This is a genomic window from Pseudomonas sp. F01002, from assembly GCF_004402115.1.
GTDB lineage: Bacteria > Pseudomonadota > Gammaproteobacteria > Pseudomonadales > Pseudomonadaceae > Aquipseudomonas > Aquipseudomonas frigoris.
The window spans coordinates 315046-332678 of sequence record NZ_SOPU01000018.1; the positions used below are offsets into that span (position 1 = coordinate 315046).

Genomic DNA, 17633 nt, shown 5'->3' on the forward strand with positions numbered 1-17633 from the left:
CGGGGTCGAACTCCGTCGTCAGTCGCGCGATAAAAGGCGCGGGGCAAGCTCTTTGAGAGCGCGTCGATACACTTCGCGCTTGAATGTCACCACCTGGCCCAACGGATACCAATAGCTGACCCAGCGCCAGCCATCGAATTCCGGTTTACCGGTCAAATCCATCCGCACCCGCTGCTCGTTGGAGACCAGGCGCAGGAGAAACCATTTCTGTTTCTGGCCAATGCACAGCGGTTGGCTGTGCGTGCGGACCAGACGTTGCGGCAAACGATAGCGCAACCAGCCCCGGGTGCAGGCGAGAATTTCAACATCTTCGCGTTCAAGACCCACTTCTTCGTTCAACTCGCGGTACAAGGCGTCTTCCGGCGTCTCCTGGGGGTTGATCCCGCCCTGTGGAAACTGCCAGGCATCTTGATTGATACGGCGAGCCCATAGCACCTGTCCGGCATCATTCGTGAGAATGATCCCGACATTGGGGCGGAAACCATCGGGGTCGATCACGGCAACAACCTCGCAAACGCATGTCGCCGCATTGTTCCACAAAGGTTGTGATAGCAGCAACGAGCCGGTCTACCTTATGTGCACTCTTGTGAAAAGTCCGTATTCTGGACGCCTTTCTACAGACTTTTCAGCGAGTAACTGCAATGCGGCTGGCTTTATTCGACTTGGACAACACGCTCTTGGGCGGTGACAGTGACCACGCTTGGGGCGATTACCTGTGCGAACGCGGCTTCCTCGACGCCGTCGCCTACAAGGCACGCAACGACGAGTTTTATCAGGATTACCTGGCCGGCAAACTGGATAACGATGCCTACCTGAACTTCTGCCTGGAAGTGCTCGGCCGCACCGAGATGGCCACGCTGGATCAATGGCATCTGGATTACATGCGCGATTGCATTGAGCCGATTGTGTTACCCAAGGGTCTCGAACTGCTGGCCAAGCACCGCGAGGCGGGTGACAAACTTGTGATCATCACCGCGACCAACCGTTTTGTTACCGGGCCGATTGCCCAGCGTCTGGGCGTCGAAACCCTGATCGCCACGGAATGCGAGATGGTTGATGGCCGCTACACCGGGCGCAGCACCGACGTCCCGTGCTTCCGTGAAGGCAAGGTGACGCGATTGAATCGCTGGCTGGAAGAGACCGGATATTCGTTGGAAGACAGTTACTTCTACAGCGACTCGATGAATGATTTTCCGCTGCTTGAGCAGGTGACGCATCCGATCGTTGTCGATCCGGACCCGAATCTGCGTGCTGAAGCCGAGAAGCGTGGCTGGCCGGTGATTACTCTGCGCGGCTGATACCGCTTTCGCGAGCAAGCCCGCTCCCACATTTGATCTGCGTCGTACACAAAATCTGTGTTCGCTGAAGATCTAGTGTGGGAGCGGGCTTGCTCGCGAAGGGGCCGCCGCGGTCCCAAGCCTTAAACCGGTTTGGCGCCCATCAACCCCGCAATTGCGATAAAGCAGACAAAACTGAACAACGCCAAGGCAAAGGTAAATTTCCCATTGCCCATTGCCCGCTGCCGGCGCCTTGCGCACCTTGTTAAGCCGCACCAGCAACCGCCCAACGCCGCGACGGTGTAAAGCACACTGGAAGCCAACAACCAGGTCTGCCCCAACGGCCAGCCCACCAGATGCACCATCCACCAGCCGGTAAACGGCATGCTCAGCAGCGCCAGCCCCATCACCAGCCAGATAAACAGTCGTGGCCGTTGCAACGTGCGCGCGTGAGCCGTCGCGTCACCGTTACGGCGCGTACGCCAGACCCAGATCGCCAAGCCCAGTGCGCTGACCAGCAGCAACACCGTCGCCACGATGTGAGCGACTTTCAGGGCGGTTAACGTTTCCATTGTTCGATCTCCTTATGGCTTGCCCATCAGCGTAGCCGCTCAGCCGAGAAACAGCAGATAGGCCGGATTGTCGCTTTCATCCCAGTACGGGTAGCCGATTTCTGCCAGCGCAGCGGGCACCAGATGGCGTTCATCGTGAGGCACTTGCAGACCTGCGACCACCCGGCCATCCGCCGCGCCATGGTTGCGGTAGTGGAACATCGAGATGTTCCAGCGCCCGCCGAGCTTGTTGAGGAAGTTGAACAGCGCGCCCGGACGCTCCGGGAATTCGAAACGCAGAATCACTTCATCAACCACATGAGCCGCACGGCCGCCGACCATGTGGCGGATGTGCAACTTGGCCAGTTCGTTGTCGGTCAGGTCCAGCACCGGGAAACCCTGCTCGGTCAGGCTGGCAATCAGCGCACTGCGCGGATCGTTTTCCGGATGCGTCTGCACGCCAACGAAGATGTGCGCTTCGCTGCCGGTGTTGTAGCGGTAGTTGAATTCGGTGATCTGGCGCTTGCCGATGGCTTCGCAGAACGCCTTGAAGCTGCCCGGCTTCTCGGGAATCGTCACGGCGATAATCGCTTCGCGGCCCTCGCCCAGTTCAGCGCGCTCGGCGACGTGGCGCAGACGGTCGAAGTTGACGTTGGCGCCGGAGTCGATGGCCACGAAGGTGTGACCGGTGACGCCGCGTTGCTCGACGTATTTCTTGATCCCGGCCACGCCCAATGCGCCAGCAGGTTCAGTGATCGAGCGGGTATCGTCGTAGATGTCCTTGATCGCCGCGCAGATTTCATCGGTGCTGACGGTGATCACTTCATCGACATAATCTTTGCAGATATCGAAGGTGTGCTGACCAATCTGCGCCACAGCAACGCCATCGGCGAAGAGGCCCACCGTCGGCAGGATCACTCGCTCGCCAGCGGCCATGGCAGCTTGCAGGCAGTTGGAATCGTCCGGCTCGACGCCGATGATTTTGATTTCAGGTCGCAAGTACTTCACGTACGCCGCGATCCCGGCGATCAATCCGCCACCGCCCACCGGGACGAAGATCGCGTCCAGACGGCCAGGGTGCTGGCGCAGAATCTCCATCGCCACCGTGCCCTGCCCGGCAATGGTGTGGGGATCGTCGTAAGGGTGGATGTAGACGTAGCCTTTTTCATCGACCAGTTTCAGCGAGTAGGCCAGGGCTTCCGGGAACGAATCCCCGTGCAGCACCACTTTGCCGCCACGCGAACGTACGCCTTCGACTTTGATCTCCGGGGTGGTCTTGGGCATCACGATGGTCGCTTTCACGCCCAACACTTTCGCCGCCAGGGCCAGGCCTTGCGCGTGGTTGCCTGCCGAAGCAGTGACTACACCGCGAGCGCGCTCTTCTTCGGAAAGCTGCGTGAGCTTGTTATAGGCGCCACGAATCTTGAACGAGAACACCGGCTGCAAGTCTTCGCGCTTGAGCAAAATACTGTTGCCCAGCCGCTCGGAGAGCTGGCGGGCAGTCTGCAATGGGGTTTCTACGGCAACGTCATAAACGCGCGAGGTGAGGATCTTTTTGACGTACTGTTCGAGCATCGGAAAGCATCACTGAGCGGGTTGGGCAGGGCCAACGAGTCTAACCCGGCTTTTGGGCGGGCGACCACACGAATCAAGAGGTTTTAACCCGGCATGGGGCTATAATGCCGGCCTTTCCGTTCCCCCCTTGCCCGCTTCGGAGCCCGCATGACCCAGGATCAACTCAAACAGGCAGTGGCTCAGGCCGCCGTCGACTTCATCCTCCCGAAACTCGACGACAAGAGCATTGTCGGGGTCGGCACCGGCTCCACCGCCAACTGCTTCATCGATGCACTGGCCAAGCACAAAGGCGCGTTCGACGGCGCGGTCGCCAGTTCCGAAGCCACCGCTGCCCGCCTCAAGGGCCACGGCATTCCGGTGTATGAGTTGAATACGGTCAGCGACCTGGAGTTCTACGTCGACGGCGCCGATGAAAGCGACGAACACCTGAACCTGATCAAAGGCGGCGGCGCAGCCCTGACCCGCGAGAAGATTGTGGCGGCCGTGGCCAAGACTTTCATCTGCATCGCCGACGCCAGCAAACTGGTGCCGGTGCTCGGTGCGTTCCCGCTGCCGGTGGAAGTGATCCCGATGGCCCGCAGCCACGTGGCCCGCGAGCTGGTGAAACTCGGTGGCGACCCGGTTTACCGTGAAGGCGTGTTGACCGACAACGGCAACATCATCCTCGACGTGTTCAACATGCAGATCACCAACCCGGTGGAGCTGGAGACGCAGATCAACGCCATCGTCGGCGTGGTCACCAACGGTTTGTTCGCGGCACGTCCAGCGGATTTGCTGCTGCTGGGCACCAGCGAAGGTGTAAAAACACTGCGCGCAAAGTAAGCCGAACACATAGCAAAACCTGTGGGAGCGGGCTTGCTCGCGAAGAGGCCGTGTCAGTCGATAGAGATGTCGACTGACAGACCGCTTTCGCGAGCAAGCCCGCTCCCACATTGGTTTTAAGGTGTTGGTTAGGGTTGTACTGGTTTTTTGAAGACGTAGAACAGGTTCGGCTCGCTCACCAGGTACATCGTACCGTCGTCATCCATGGCGATCCCTTCCGCCTGTGGCACCGTCTTCTGCAACCCTTGACGCGCCTTGCTCAGTGACAGGGTGCTCAGCGGTCGCCCGTCGACATCGAGTTCCAGAATCAGCCGCGATTCATCCGACAACGCCAGCAAATGGCCGCTACGCTCGTCGTATTGCAGGCTCGACAGGTCCGTCACGAACATCCCGGCATCGCGCTTGGGGTTGTTCACTACGTGCACCGCGTAGGATTTTTCCGGGCTGTAATGGGGAAAGCCCTGCACTTCGTAGATCAGCATCGGGTCGCGCTCCTTGGCGACAAACAACCGCTTGCCCACCGAGTCGTAAGCCAGGCCTTCGAAGCCCTTGTTGCCGCTCATGTGCACGCCAAGGGTCATCTGCTCGGCATCCGCTGCGTCGAGGAACGTTGTGTCGTTCTCCAGATGAATCTTGATCAGCCGCTGCTGACGCTCGTCAGTGATTACGTAAGTGTCGGCGCTGATGAACTCAACCGCTTCCGGATCGCCAAACCCGACCAGCGCAATGCGTCGAATAATCTGGCCGTCCAGCGACAGTTCGATCAGCTCTGAGTTTTTGTTGGTGACGGTGAACAGGCTTTTGCGCACCGGATCGAAGGTCAGCGCCGACACATCGTCGGCCAGGCCTTCGATAATTCGGGCTTCGAGCGTCACCTGGTATTGATCCAGAGCGATGGACTGACCATTCTCCGGTTGCCATAGCGTGTGCAGGTTGAACCAGGCGCGCTCGAACAGGCGCAGGTACTGGCCGGCCGCAACCAGCGCGATCAACGCAATGACCGACAGGATCAAAAGCAGAGGCTTGGGGCGGGCAAGTCGACGCATTCAGGCCTTATTTCTGCTTTTCGAAGCGATAGAACAGGTTCGGCTCGCTCACCATGTAAAGCGTCCCCGCCTCGTCCATCGTCACGCCTTCGGCGCGAGGAATGGTCTTCTTCAAACCATTGAAGCCGCCCAGCAAGGTCATGAAGCTGACCTGCTCGCCCTTTTCGTCCAGCTCCAGCAACAAGTGGGAGTCGGCAGACAGCACCAGGGTGTGGCCAGTGCGCGGGTCGATGGCCAGCGCCGAGAGGTTGCGGATGTCCAGTTGGTCACTGGCGAGTTTTTGCTTGTCACCGGTGAGTGTCTGGCCATCGTTGCTTTTCCAGGTGAACAACGCCGGTGGACGCTCTTCACCCAGCAACATCTGCTGATTGCGCGAATCCCAGACGACTGCTTCGAAGGCCTTGTTCTGGTCTTTCGAGGGGCCGAGGTCGTATTTCGGGAAGTTGGCGATGTTCAGCTCGCGGGTGTCAGCGTCAACCTTGACGATGGAGAGCATGTGGTCACGTTCATCGACGATGGCCAGCAGACCGTTGCCCATCAGAGTCACGCCTTCCGGGTTGCTCCAGCCCACCAGCGGCATTTTGCGCAGCACGTCGCCCTGCAGGGTCAATTCGACGAGGAACGGGTTCTTGCCCATGACCGAGAACAGGGTTTTGGTTTGAGGGTTGTAGGCCAGGTCGGACGCTTCGTCCTTTTCCATGCCCGGCAGTAGCTTGGCGTCGATCACTGCCCGGTAATCCGGCAACCAGACACTGGCCTGACGCTTGGCCGGGCTTTCGAAACGCTCGCGCAACCAGAGCACGCCACGATCATCCCAATGCATGGCAAACGCAACGCCGTACGCGGCGGCGGCCACCAGCAAAAGCCAGGAATACCAACGCATGACAAAGCGCGAGCGGCGGGCAGTTTTAAGCTTGGGCAGTGGTTGGGTGACCATCGAGGGATGCGTTCCAGAAATTCAGGCTATGGGTAATAGCACAAGTGGGACCGGCTAAGACGCGGCAAGTCCCGGAATTATCCGGACGAGATGTGAAAAAAACGGGAAATGGCGGGATTGCCCTGCATCGGCAACTACAAAATCAATGTGGGAGCGGGCTTGCTCGCGAATGCGGTGTATCAGTCGACATATGAGTTGCCTGACACACCGCATTCGCGAGCAAGCCCGATCCCACACTGGGTTTGGCAGTGTCTTGGTTAGCGGACGCTGCTGGTGAAGCTGCTGGCGCCTGGCAACTCGATCACCAGTTCATCACCGACATTCAGCGGGCCAACACCCACCGGCGTACCCGTCAGGATCACGTCACCGGCCTGCAGCGAGAAACAGCCGGCCATGTGCTGGATCATCGGCACGATCGGGTTGAGCATTGCGCTGCTGTTGCCATCCTGGCGCACTTCGCCGTTGATGGTCAGGCGGATGCCGATGTCGGTCAGGTCAGCGAAGGTGCTGCCGGACACGAATGGCGCAATCACCGCCGCACCGTCGAAGGACTTGGCGATTTCCCAAGGCAGGCCCTTGGCTTTCAGCTCGGCCTGCTTGTCGCGCAGCGTCAGGTCCAGGGCTGGAGCGAAGCCGGAGATAGCATCGAGCACTTCTTCACGGCTCGGTTTGGTCGACAAAGGTTTGCCGATCAACACCGCGATTTCCGCTTCGTAATGCACCGAGCCACGTTCGGTCGGAATGCTGAAACCACCTTCCAGCGGCACTACGCAACTGCCCGGCTTGATGAACAGCAGCGGTTCTGTAGGCACCGGATTGTCCAGTTCCTTGGCGTGTTCGGCGTAGTTACGGCCAATGCATACCACTTTCCCCAGCGGGAAATGAATACGCGTACCGTCGACATACTGGTGCTGATAGCTCATTTACCGACTCCTGTTTCGTAGCTCTTAAATTCAAAAGTCAAACAGCGAAAATTTTGCCCGGGTTCATGATGCCGTTCGGGTCGAACACCGCTTTTACGGCTTTCATGTACTCGATCTCGACCGGCGAGCGGCTGTAGGTCAAGTAATCACGCTTGGTCATGCCCACGCCATGTTCGGCGGAAATCGAGCCGTTGTACTTCTCGACGGTTTCGAACACCCACTTGTTGACGGTCGCGCACTTGGCGAAGAACTCATCCTTGCTCAGGTTTTCCGGCTTGAGGATGTTCAAGTGCAGGTTGCCGTCGCCGATGTGGCCGAACCAGACGATTTCGAAATCCGGGTAGTGTTCGCCGACGATCGCGTCGATTTCCTTCAGGAAGGCCGGGACTTTCGACACAGTGACCGAAATGTCGTTCTTGTACGGCGTCCAGTGGGAAATGGTCTCGGAGATGTATTCGCGAAGCTTCCAGAGGTTCTGCAGCTGGGTTTCGCTCTGGCTCATCACGCCGTCCAGTACCCAGCCCTGCTCAACGCAGTGCTCGAAGGTTTCCAGGGCGTGGTTGGCCACTTCTTCGGTGGTCGCTTCGAATTCCAGCAGCGCGTAGAACGGGCAATCGGTTTCGAATGGCGCCGGGACATCACCGCGTGCCATGACTTTCGCCAGAGCCTTGTCGGAGAAGAATTCGAAGGCGGTCAGGTCGAGTTTGCTCTGGAACGCGTGCAACACCGGCATGATCGAGTCGAAATCGGCAGTGCCGAGGACCATGGCGGTGAGGTTTTTCGGCGCACGGTCCAGGCGCATGGTGGCTTCGACCACGAAACCGAGGGTGCCTTCAGCGCCGATAAACAGCTGACGCAAGTCGTAGCCGGTGGCGTTCTTGATCAAGTCTTTGTTCAGTTCCAGTAGATCGCCTTTGCCGGTGACGACTTTCATGCCGGCCACCCAGTTGCGGGTCATGCCGTAGCGAATGACCTTGATCCCGCCGGCATTGGTGCCGATATTGCCGCCAATCTGGCTCGAACCTGCCGAAGCGAAATCCACCGGGTAGTACAGGCCTTTTTCTTCGGCGACGTTCTGCAGGTGCTCGGTGACCACGCCCGGCTGGCAGACCGCAGTGCGGTCGGTCATGTTCACGTCGAGGATCTGGTTCATGTAGTCGAAGGACACGACGACTTCGCCATTGGCGGCCACGGCCGCGGCGGACAGCCCGGTACGACCGCCGGACGGCACCAGCGCAATTTTGTGCTCATTGGCCCAACGGACAATGGCCTGAACCTGCTCGGTGGTCTTGGGGAACACGATGGCGGTCGGGGCCGGGGCGAAATGCTTGGTCCAATCCTTACCGTAAGCATTCAGGGAGTCGGCATCGGTCAGCACCTTGCCAGGCTCAACCAGGGTCTTCAGCTCTTCAATCAGGGCAGGATTGGTCATCGACAGAACTCTCGAACAATTCATGGTCATCCTGAGAACGCTTCACGTCGCAGGAATGAGTGTTTAGCGGGGTGCATATGCTAGCATACCGACCCCGCAGGATAGTGCCCAACGGCTGTCTGCGGCGACGGCTTTTTTGCCGTCCGGGTCAGCATCTGTTGACCATTTCCTGCCATTTTTCTCCGGGATACAGGTTTACGCAGATGAGCAAGACTTCTCTCGATAAGAGCAAGATCAAGTTCCTTCTTCTCGAAGGCGTCCACCAATCGGCTGTCGACGTCCTCAAGTCGGCGGGCTACACCAGCATCGAGTACCTCACAGGTTCTCTGCCGGAAGCCCAGCTGAAGGAAAAGATCGCTGATGCTCACTTCATCGGCATTCGCTCCCGCACTCAACTGACCGAAGAGATCTTCGATCACGCGAAGAAACTGGTCGCTGTCGGCTGTTTCTGCATCGGCACCAACCAGGTTGACCTTAATGCTGCCCGCGAACGCGGCATCGCAGTGTTCAACGCTCCGTACTCCAACACTCGCTCCGTTGCGGAACTGGTGCTGGCCGAAGCGATCCTGTTGCTGCGCGGCATCCCTGAGAAGAACGCTTCCTGCCACCGTGGCGGCTGGATCAAGAGCGCAGCCAACTCCTTCGAAATCCGTGGCAAGAAGCTCGGTATCGTCGGTTACGGCTCGATCGGTACGCAATTGTCGGTTCTGGCTGAAGGCCTGGGCATGCAGGTGTACTTCTACGACACCGTGACCAAGCTGCCATTGGGCAACGCGACTCAAGTCGGCAACCTGACCGAGCTGCTGGGCATGTCCGACATCGTCACCCTGCACGTTCCGGAAACCGCTGCGACCCAGTGGATGATCGGCGAGAAAGAAATCCGTGCGATCAAGAAGGGCGGCATTCTGATCAACGCGGCGCGCGGCACTGTAGTTGAACTGCAAGCGCTGGCGGACGCGATCAAGGACAAGCACCTGATCGGCGCGGCCATCGACGTCTTCCCGGTGGAGCCTCGCTCCAACGACGAAGAGTTCGAAAGCCCGCTGCGTGGCCTGGACAACGTGATCCTGACCCCGCACATCGGCGGTTCTACCGCTGAAGCGCAAGCCAACATCGGTCTGGAAGTGGCAGAAAAACTGGTCAAGTACAGCGACAACGGTACGTCCGTGTCCTCGGTCAACTTCCCGGAAGTGGCCCTGCCGGCTCACCCTGGCAAGCATCGCCTGCTGCACATCCACGAGAACATTCCGGGTGTGATGAGCGAGATCAACAAGGTCTTCGCCGAAAACGGCATCAACATTTCCGGTCAGTTCCTGCAGACCAACGAGAAAGTCGGCTACGTCGTGATCGACGTCGACGCCGAGTACTCGGAAATGGCGCAAGAGAAGCTGCAGCACATCAACGGCACCATTCGTTGCCGCGTGTTGTTCTGATAGTGACTTGAGTGACAAAAAAAGGAGCCCTTGGGGGCTCCTTTTTCATGGGCGCGGTTCTTTATTCCGAGCAGGTTACTTAACGTTGACGGTGATTTTCTCCGACACGATCGGCGGATCGAACGGCATGTGGCCGCTATCTCCCAGTTCCAGCTGCAAGGTGTGTTTGCCCGGCGTCAGCTTTACTTCAGCCTGGGTCTGCGCCTTGCCGAAATGCAGGTGGCTGGCATCGTTGGGGATCGGCGCACCGGCGGCCGGCAGTTTATCGACATCGATCAGCAAGTGGTGATGGCCGGTGTTCTTGGTGACATCGCCCGCAGGCGCCAGCGCCATGTTCTCGACAGCGAACTTGACGACGACGGTTTGCGGAACCGTAGCTCCGTCCGCAGGAGAAACGATGGACACTTCTGCACCCTTGGGGGCCGGAGTCGCAGCCGTTGCCAGCATCGAAGCACCCATCAACAGGCCAGCCAATGCTGCTCGTGACATAAAGGTTTTCATTCTCTTCTCCAGTTTTTTCGTAAAATCCGCGTGGCCATGACAACTTCACGGCCATTCGTTGTCGAAGGCTCTCGACAACCATAGCAAAGCGAGCCTGAACAGAGCGTCGCGATAATGAATTCAAAGGAGTGACCATGCGTTTTCTGCCTGGCCTGATCTGCCTGCTACCCCTTCTGAGCCCTTTGGCTCATGCCGAAATGATTGACGATGTAAACGACCGTGGCGAATTGCGTATTGCCCTTGAGGCTAATACACCCCCCTTCAATTTCAAGGAGGACGGCAAACTTACGGGCTTCGAAGTCGAATTGGGGCAACTGCTGGCTGACGAACTGGACGTACGGGCCGACTTCGTCGTTACCGATTCCAGCGATCTGTTGCAAGGTGTTGAAACCGGCAAGTACGACGTCGCCATCAACCACATAGCAGTGACCCCGGACCTCAAGGATCGTTTCGACTTCAGCGAACCTTACATTCACACCGATGCGCAATTGATCGCGCAGAAGGAAGAGCAACCGCGCTCGATGCTGCTGGTGCAGTCGCTGACGGAAGAGAAGCCGAAGGCTGGCCCGGCAGTGAGCCTGGCGATTCCGTTTCAGAAAGGTAACCCGGCGTTTCATGCCAGCCTGGAAAACGCGCTGCAGCGGATCAAGGCGGATGGGCGATTGGAGACGTTGTCGCAGAAGTGGTTCGGGACGGATACGAGTGTGGCGCCGAAACCCTGATGTTCTGGAAATAGATCAATTCATGGAGATCCAATGTGGGAGCGGGCTTGCTCGCGAAAGCGGTGTGTCAGTCAAATGAATGTTGTCTGATTCAACGCTTTCGCGAGCAAGCCCGCTCCCACAGTGGTTTTGTGTAGGGCGTTAGGTCAGGGTTGCCAGGACTGCCGCCGCTTGCGGCAACTCCAGCTCACTGAAGACTTGCACGCCATGGCGCCTGAGCAACGCCGCAGTCACGCCTTCACCACTGACCTTCACTCCACTGAACGTCCCGTCATAGGTCAACAGATTCCCGCAAGACGGGCTGTTGGCCTTGAGTACGGCAATGCGGATGCCGTGCTTTTGCACCAGTTCCAACGCCTGATAAGCCCCCGAGAGAAACTCGGCGCTGACGTCCTCGCCCTCGGTGGTGATCACTGATGCGTGGCCATCAAGCACTTCACCACCCTGCCCACCCGGAATTTCCGCCGCCGCCCGTGGCGTCGGCAAGCCACCGGCAACCTCTGGACACAACGGCACCACCCGACCTTCATCAAGCCACTGTTGAAGCTGATCGAACGGCCCACTCGCCCCGCCGTCATAACGTACGCGGTGGCCCAGCAGACAGCGGCTTACCAGAATTTTTTGCATGATCAGAACGGCTCGTTACCACGACGCCGGAACCAGCCGGTCAACGACAGGCGATCGCGGGTCGCGGGCAGGACTTCGTGGGGCACTTCACCCGACAGGAACACCACCAGGCATCCACCTATGGGCACCACATCATGTTCGACGCTTTCATCCAGGTACATGCGCAACTGACCGCCGTGCTCAGGCAGCCAGGCGTCGTTGAGATAGACCACCGCCGACACCATGCGCCGGTCGTCGTCGCGGAAACGGTCGACATGTTTGAGGTAGAACGCGCCGGGCGGGTACAGCGCGAAATGGCTTTCGAAATCTTCCAGGCCCAGAAACAAACCACGATTCATCGCTTCACGCAGGCTGTCCATCAAATCCAGATAGCTGTCGCACGCCAACGCCTGGCCGGGCTCGATCCACTGGATATGGTCGCCGCGAATCCCCTCGCGAATCTCGGATGTCGACCCGCGCCCCACGGCGGCCGGGGCCAATTCGCCCTCGGCAGCACGTTTACGGCACTCGGCCGCCAGTTCCCGGGTCAGACCCAGAGGAAGGAAAATATTCTGCTGCGACCAGCCGTGCTCAGCCAGGTCGTCGACGATACGTAACAGCAGCGGGTGATCAGAGGGTATTCGCATGCCGCGCATAGTATTCCTGTGCCTGAAAATCCGACAGAGCCGCGCAGCGGGTTGATACGAATTCTCGACAAGGACGAATGCCACACGGAGAATAGTCGCCTGCTGACAGGAGTCCCTATGCGCCGTTTGCTTTTTTCACTGTTGATGTTCTGTGTATTGCCCGCTTGGGCAGACGGCCACGACCAGTTGTACAAGGTCGCCGGTTGGCCAGAACAACGCGCGCATTTCAACGACGCTCTCTCGGCGGCTCAGCAGCGGTACCAGAACAGTCTGCCGCCGGCAGTGTTCCAGGCGCTGGTGAATAACAGCAATCAGCGCTTTGCCCCCCAGGCCGTCGACCAGCGCGCCGAAGCGCAATTGCGCAAGACCCTCGCCGATCCGAAACCCGCGCTGACGTTTTTTCAGTCCCCCCTGGGCAAGAAAATCGTGGCCGCCGAATTGCTCGCGACCCGTCGCGATCAGTTGGCAAAAAACGCCAAGGGTTTACCCAAGATCCAGGCCAGCGACAGCCGCATGCTGATCATCGGCCATCTGGCCCAGGCCCTGCCCGCCCGAGAGGCTGGCGCGGAAGTCAGCCTGGCGATTGCCGGCGTCGCGGCCGACAGCCTCAGCTCGATGATCCCCGGCCTGCTCGGCGGTGGTCAGGCTCAAGGCATGTTGAACGGTCAGCGACAGCGCTTGATGGACCAGATCGGCAACGACCTGAACAACACGCTGTTGTATGTCTATCGCGACCTGTCGGATGAAGAACTGGAAGAGTTCGCGACCTTCGCCGAGTCCACCGAGGGCAAGGCTTATTACCAGGCAGCATTGGCGGCGATTCGCGCGGGGTTGGCGGTGGGGCAGGATTCCTCGAACCTTAGCCAGTAATTTTGGCGCCTGAAAGGCCCCCTTCGCGAGCAAGCCCGCTCCCACATTGGAATGCATTCTCCTGTGGGAGCGGGCTTGCTCGCGAAGAGGCCATCACTGCCACTAAAGATTCCGCCCCTTGATCCGCTTCGTCAAAAACCCGAAATACTCCCGCCGCAACGCCAGCGTCTCATTCGCCAGGTGATGCCGCGCCTCAGGCAACATCAGCACCTGCGGCCGATCGAACTTGCCCCGCAACACTTCAAGGTTATGTTCCCAATCCACGGTCATGTCCGCCTGCCCCTGCACAATCAGCGGTCGCCGCATGCTGTACGGTGCGGCTTCGATGCGTTTGATCCAGCGCGCCAGCGCACCGACCCAGGCGGTCGGCAAACGGAGCGGCTGCAACGGGTCCGCTTGCAGGAAGGGTAGAAAATCCGGGTCGTTGGAGTTCTCGCTGAAGCGCCGGGCGATGGCTTTGACGAAAGGCTTGAGCAGGTAATAGCTGAGTTGCGACCAACCCCAGGCCCGCGGCCTTACCAACGGCGACAGCAGAATGACCTGGCCCTGGGCCGGACTGCTGGCGCCCTGATTGAGTACATGATCGATCACGATCGCGCCGCCAGTGCTTTGCCCGCACAGGTGCCACGGCTGCGGCAGATCGAGGGATTGCGCTTCGGTGAACAATCCTTGCAGCGTGTCCTGATACTCAGTGAAATCCTTGATGCTGGCCCGTTCGCCACTGGACAGCCCGTGTCCCGGCAGGTCGCAGGCAATCACCGCAAAATCCTGATCCAGCGCCCATTCGATCACATGCCGGTAAAGCCCGGTGTGATCGTAAAAACCGTGGAACAAAAACAGCGTCGCCTTCGTCCGCTCGGGCCACCAGACCTGGCTGACCACTTCATAACCATCGACCGCGAAACGCCCAAGACCACTGCGCACGTTACGGCCCGCAAAATCCAGCCCGTAGAAGCGCTGGTAAGCCAGCGCTTCTGCCGACAGCGGCTGCCAGTCGGCCAGCGGCCGCAGGCTGGCACGCAGATGATCGGAGTCGAAAGTGGCAGACATGAGCAATTCCAGAACGCGAAACGGACTTTATGGGCCTGCGATATTCATCTGTTGAGGCAAGCATGGCAAGCTAGCGCACCTTCGAGGACTGAAATCCATGCGCTCGCCCTACCGCGCCACACTGCTTGCCAGCCTGCTCGCCCTCGTGTGTGCCGGCGCGCTGTGGGCTGCCTACGACTGGTTTCAGGGCCGCTACCTGCGAGCGTTCAGCGAGCACACCGCGGTGTTCTCCGGCGACCCGTTGCGCCTGCCCGACAACCTCGCCGGCCCCGGCGCCATTCGCCTCGTGCACTTCTGGGACCCGGCCTGCCCGTGCAACGTTGGTAATCAACAACACCTGAGCGAACTGGTTGAGCATTATGTACCGCAAGGCGTGGAGTTTTATGCGGTACAAAAGCCTGGCAGTCACGGTCAGTTGCCGAGCACCTTAAGCCGCCTGAAAAGCATCGTCGTCCTGCCAGGTTCCGAACAGATCCCCGCCAGCCCGGCCGTGGCGATCTGGGATCGCAGCGGCAAACTCGCGTATTTCGGCCCGTACAGCGAAGGCCTGACCTGCAATTCGAATAACAGCTTTATCGAACCGATTCTGCAAGCGTTGAACGAAGGCCGCGCGGTGAATGCCACGCACACACTGGCAGTGGGTTGTTACTGCCCGTGGCCTGTCGACGCAGTGAAGTAAGGCTGACAGGAGACGTGAATCCCTCCTAAGTGCGATGGCCATGTCGGCAAGCCGTGTTAAACAGTGGCGCCAGGGAACTGCTGCCACTCATAACAACAAGGAATCACCATGAAACGTAGCCTGACCGTTCTCGCCCTGCTGATTGTTGCGCTCGCCGCAGGTGCAGGTTGGTACGTCTACAGCAAGCAGCCGACACGCCAGGGTATGGTGGAGTTGCAACACCTGCAAGGTTCGGTCACCGTGCGCTACGACGAGCGCGGCATCCCGCACATTCGCGCAGAGAACGAAACCGACCTGTACCGCGCCCTCGGGTACGTGCACGCCCAGGATCGGCTGTTTCAGATGGAAGCCTTGCGTCGCCTCGCCCGTGGCGAGCTGGCCGAGGTACTGGGCCCGAAACTTCTCGACACCGATAAGCTGATGCGCAGCCTGCGCATTCGCGAACGCGCCGACACCTACCTGGCGAACATGGACAAACAATCGCCGGCCTTTATCGCCATGCAAGCCTATCTGGATGGCATCAACCAGTATCAGGACAGCCATCCAAAACCTGCGGAGTTTGATGTACTGGGCATTCCCAAACGGCCCTTCACCGCCCAGGACACCATCAGCATCACCGGTTACATGGCCTACAGTTTTGCCGCAGCGTTTCGCACCGAACCGTTGCTGACCTACGTGCGCGATCAGTTGGGCGCCAACTACCTGAACGTCTTCGATCTCGACTGGCAGCCCAAGGGCGTGCTGGCGAAAAACCGCAGCGGTGCCATGCCGCCCCTTGCCAGTACCGACTGGAAAGACCTCAACGCCCTCGCCCGCCTCAGCGAACAGGCACTGGCCGACAACGGCTTGCCGCAGTTCGAGGGCAGCAACGCCTGGGCTGTCTCCGGCAGTCGGACCAAAAGCGGCAAACCGCTGTTGGCCGGCGACCCGCATATTCGTTTTTCCGCGCCGTCGGTGTGGTATGAAGCGCAGCTCTCGGCGCCGGGCTTCGAGCTCTACGGCCACTATCAGGCATTGATGCCGTTCGCCTCTCTCGGGATGAACCGCGACTTCGGCTGGAGCATCACCATGTTCCAGAACGACGACCTCGATCTGATCACTGAGAAGGTCAACCCGGACAATCCCAATCAGGTCTGGTATCGCGGCAAATGGGTGGACATGGTGACCAGCGAACAGCAGATCGCGGTCAAGGGCCAGGCACCGGTGACACTGGTGCTGCGCCAGTCGCCCCACGGTCCGATCGTCAACGATGCGCTGGGCAGCGGCGTCGGTAAAACGCCGATCGCCATGTGGTGGGGTTTTCTCGAAAGCCAGAATCCGATCCTTGAGGGCTTCTACCAGCTCAACCGCGCCGACACCCTGGCCAAGGCGCGCAGTGCCTGCGCAAAGATCCAGGCGCCGGGCCTGAACATCGTCTGGGCCAACGCCAAGGGCGACATCGGCTGGTGGGCAGCGGCGCAACTGCCAAAACGTCCGGCGGGTGTGCGTCCGGGGTTCATCCTCGATGGCAGCACCGCCGACGCGGACAAGGAAGGTTTTTACCCGTTCAGCGCCAACCCACAGGAAGAGAACCCGGCACGCGGTTACATCGTCTCGGCCAACTTCCAGCCGGTGTCGCCGACCGGCATGGAGATTCCCGGTTACTACAACCTGGCCGATCGAGGTCAGCAGCTCAATCGCCAGCTCAGCGACAAGACTATCAAGTGGGATCTGGACGCCAGCCAGAAGCTGCAACTGGGCACCACCACCGCTTACGGCCCGCGCTTGCTCGCGCCGTTGTTGCCCGTACTGCGTGAAGTGGTGAGCGATCCCGCCGAACTCAAACTGGTTGAGCAATTGGCCCAATGGAAAGGCGACTACCCGCTCGATTCCACCAGCGCCACGCTGTTCAACCAGTTCCTGTTCAACCTGGCTGACGCGACGATGCACGATGAACTGGGCAATGACTTCTTCGAGACTTTGCTGTCGACGCGGGTGATTGATTCCGCACTGCCTCGCCTGGCCGAGACTGCCGATTCGCCGTGGTGGGACAACCGCAACACCCTCGGCATGGAAACCCGCGCCGATACGGTCAAGGTTGCGTGGCAGGCGAGCATTGCTCATCTCAAAACCACCCTCGGCGGCGATTTCGCGCAATGGCAATGGGGCAAGGCGCACACGCTGACCCATGGCCATCCGCTGGGGCAGCAAAAGCCGCTGGACCGGATCTTCAATGTCGGCCCGTTCGCGGCACCCGGCACTCACGAAGTGCCGAACAACCTCTCGGCCAAAATCGGCCCGGCGCCGTGGCCAGTAACTTATGGTCCTTCGACCCGTCGCTTGATCGACTTCGCCGACCCGACCCACAGCCTGACCGTCAACCCGGTTGGCCAGAGTGGCGTAACGTTCGACAGCCACTATGACGATCAGGCTGAGGCGTATATCGAAGGGATTTACTACCAGGCGCATCTCAATGATGAAGAAGTCACGGCCAACACGCGTAGTACGTTGAAGCTATTGCCAGCGCGGGCTGTGCAATAGGCCGAAAAATTATTGGCTGTTCCGCCGCCATCGCGAGCAAGC

At 59.4% G+C, this 17633-nt stretch carries 18 protein-coding genes; 7 read left to right on the plus strand and 11 right to left on the minus strand.

The genetic code is table 11. From position 1 onward, the window contains the following. Positions 1-18: 18 nt before the first annotated feature. Complete coding sequence (locus tag E3W21_RS15250; RefSeq protein ID WP_008150514.1) at positions 19-498, minus strand: RNA pyrophosphohydrolase; 480 nt, start codon at positions 496-498, stop codon at positions 19-21. 143 nt (positions 499-641) lie between these two features. Here E3W21_RS15250 and E3W21_RS15255 point away from each other — a divergent pair, with 143 nt between their 5' ends. Beyond that, a complete protein-coding gene (locus tag E3W21_RS15255) occupies positions 642-1298 on the plus strand; it encodes an HAD family phosphatase (protein ID WP_134420746.1) in 657 nt (218 codons plus the stop codon). A 122-nt stretch (positions 1299-1420) separates the two neighbouring features. Here the strand turns inward: E3W21_RS15255 and E3W21_RS15260 are convergent, their stop codons facing one another. Both E3W21_RS15260 and ilvA read right to left on the minus strand, forming a co-directional pair. Next, positions 1421-1849 carry a DUF2269 domain-containing protein gene (locus tag E3W21_RS15260; protein WP_134420748.1) on the minus strand — a complete coding sequence of 143 codons (429 nt, stop codon included), beginning with the start codon at positions 1847-1849 and terminating at the stop codon, positions 1421-1423. Positions 1850-1888: 39 nt separating this feature from the next. Beyond that, the gene (gene ilvA / locus E3W21_RS15265; RefSeq protein ID WP_134420750.1) at positions 1889-3403 is read right to left on the minus strand and encodes a threonine ammonia-lyase, biosynthetic; all 1515 of its coding nucleotides are present in this window, start codon (positions 3401-3403) and stop codon (positions 1889-1891) included. A gap of 147 nt (positions 3404-3550) precedes the next feature. Here ilvA and rpiA point away from each other — a divergent pair, with 147 nt between their 5' ends. Further along, positions 3551-4225 carry a ribose-5-phosphate isomerase RpiA gene (gene rpiA, locus E3W21_RS15270; protein WP_134420752.1) on the plus strand — a complete coding sequence of 225 codons (675 nt, stop codon included), beginning with the start codon at positions 3551-3553 and terminating at the stop codon, positions 4223-4225. 128 nt (positions 4226-4353) lie between these two features. Here rpiA and E3W21_RS15280 read toward each other — a convergent pair whose 3' ends face one another. From E3W21_RS15280 to E3W21_RS15300, 4 genes are all read right to left on the minus strand, one after another. Further along, positions 4354-5271: an SdiA-regulated domain-containing protein gene (locus E3W21_RS15280; protein ID WP_134420754.1), complete on the minus strand. Its 918-nt coding sequence runs from the start codon at positions 5269-5271 to the stop codon at positions 4354-4356. Between the two features lie 7 nt (positions 5272-5278). Then, a complete protein-coding gene (locus E3W21_RS15285) occupies positions 5279-6208 on the minus strand; it encodes an SdiA-regulated domain-containing protein (protein ID WP_134420756.1) in 930 nt (309 codons plus the stop codon). Between the two features lie 257 nt (positions 6209-6465). Then, the gene (locus E3W21_RS15295) at positions 6466-7131 is read right to left on the minus strand and encodes a fumarylacetoacetate hydrolase family protein (protein WP_046053735.1); all 666 of its coding nucleotides are present in this window, start codon (positions 7129-7131) and stop codon (positions 6466-6468) included. 37 nt (positions 7132-7168) lie between these two features. Continuing rightward, the gene (locus E3W21_RS15300; protein ID WP_134420760.1) at positions 7169-8563 is read right to left on the minus strand and encodes an FAD-binding oxidoreductase; all 1395 of its coding nucleotides are present in this window, start codon (positions 8561-8563) and stop codon (positions 7169-7171) included. 203 nt (positions 8564-8766) lie between these two features. Here E3W21_RS15300 and serA point away from each other — a divergent pair, with 203 nt between their 5' ends. After that, positions 8767-9996, plus strand: a complete 1230-nt coding sequence (serA, locus tag E3W21_RS15310) for a phosphoglycerate dehydrogenase (protein ID WP_129440240.1) — start codon at positions 8767-8769, stop codon at positions 9994-9996. A 75-nt stretch (positions 9997-10071) separates the two neighbouring features. Here the strand turns inward: serA and E3W21_RS15315 are convergent, their stop codons facing one another. Then, complete coding sequence (locus E3W21_RS15315) at positions 10072-10497, minus strand: DUF4399 domain-containing protein (protein ID WP_134420762.1); 426 nt, start codon at positions 10495-10497, stop codon at positions 10072-10074. Positions 10498-10631: 134 nt separating this feature from the next. Here E3W21_RS15315 and E3W21_RS15320 point away from each other — a divergent pair, with 134 nt between their 5' ends. Further along, on the plus strand, positions 10632-11219 hold the full coding sequence (locus tag E3W21_RS15320; RefSeq protein ID WP_134420764.1) for a transporter substrate-binding domain-containing protein: 588 nt from the start codon (positions 10632-10634) through the stop codon (positions 11217-11219). A gap of 141 nt (positions 11220-11360) precedes the next feature. On the opposite strand, the gene E3W21_RS15325 is transcribed toward E3W21_RS15320, so the two are convergent. After that, positions 11361-11846: a DUF523 domain-containing protein gene (locus E3W21_RS15325; protein ID WP_129440234.1), complete on the minus strand. Its 486-nt coding sequence runs from the start codon at positions 11844-11846 to the stop codon at positions 11361-11363. 2 nt (positions 11847-11848) lie between these two features. Continuing rightward, complete coding sequence (locus tag E3W21_RS15330; protein WP_134420765.1) at positions 11849-12481, minus strand: 2OG-Fe(II) oxygenase; 633 nt, start codon at positions 12479-12481, stop codon at positions 11849-11851. 108 nt (positions 12482-12589) lie between these two features. Between E3W21_RS15330 and E3W21_RS15335 the strand changes: the two genes are divergently transcribed. Then, a complete protein-coding gene (locus tag E3W21_RS15335; protein ID WP_134420767.1) occupies positions 12590-13342 on the plus strand; it encodes a DUF2059 domain-containing protein in 753 nt (250 codons plus the stop codon). A gap of 102 nt (positions 13343-13444) precedes the next feature. Here E3W21_RS15335 and E3W21_RS15340 read toward each other — a convergent pair whose 3' ends face one another. Then, a complete protein-coding gene (locus tag E3W21_RS15340) occupies positions 13445-14392 on the minus strand; it encodes an alpha/beta hydrolase (protein ID WP_134420769.1) in 948 nt (315 codons plus the stop codon). 97 nt (positions 14393-14489) lie between these two features. Between E3W21_RS15340 and E3W21_RS15345 the strand changes: the two genes are divergently transcribed. Further along, a complete protein-coding gene (locus tag E3W21_RS15345) occupies positions 14490-15071 on the plus strand; it encodes a DUF6436 domain-containing protein (protein ID WP_134420771.1) in 582 nt (193 codons plus the stop codon). A gap of 108 nt (positions 15072-15179) precedes the next feature. Next, positions 15180-17591 carry a penicillin acylase family protein gene (locus tag E3W21_RS15350; protein ID WP_134420773.1) on the plus strand — a complete coding sequence of 804 codons (2412 nt, stop codon included), beginning with the start codon at positions 15180-15182 and terminating at the stop codon, positions 17589-17591. Positions 17592-17633: the final 42 nt, after the last annotated feature.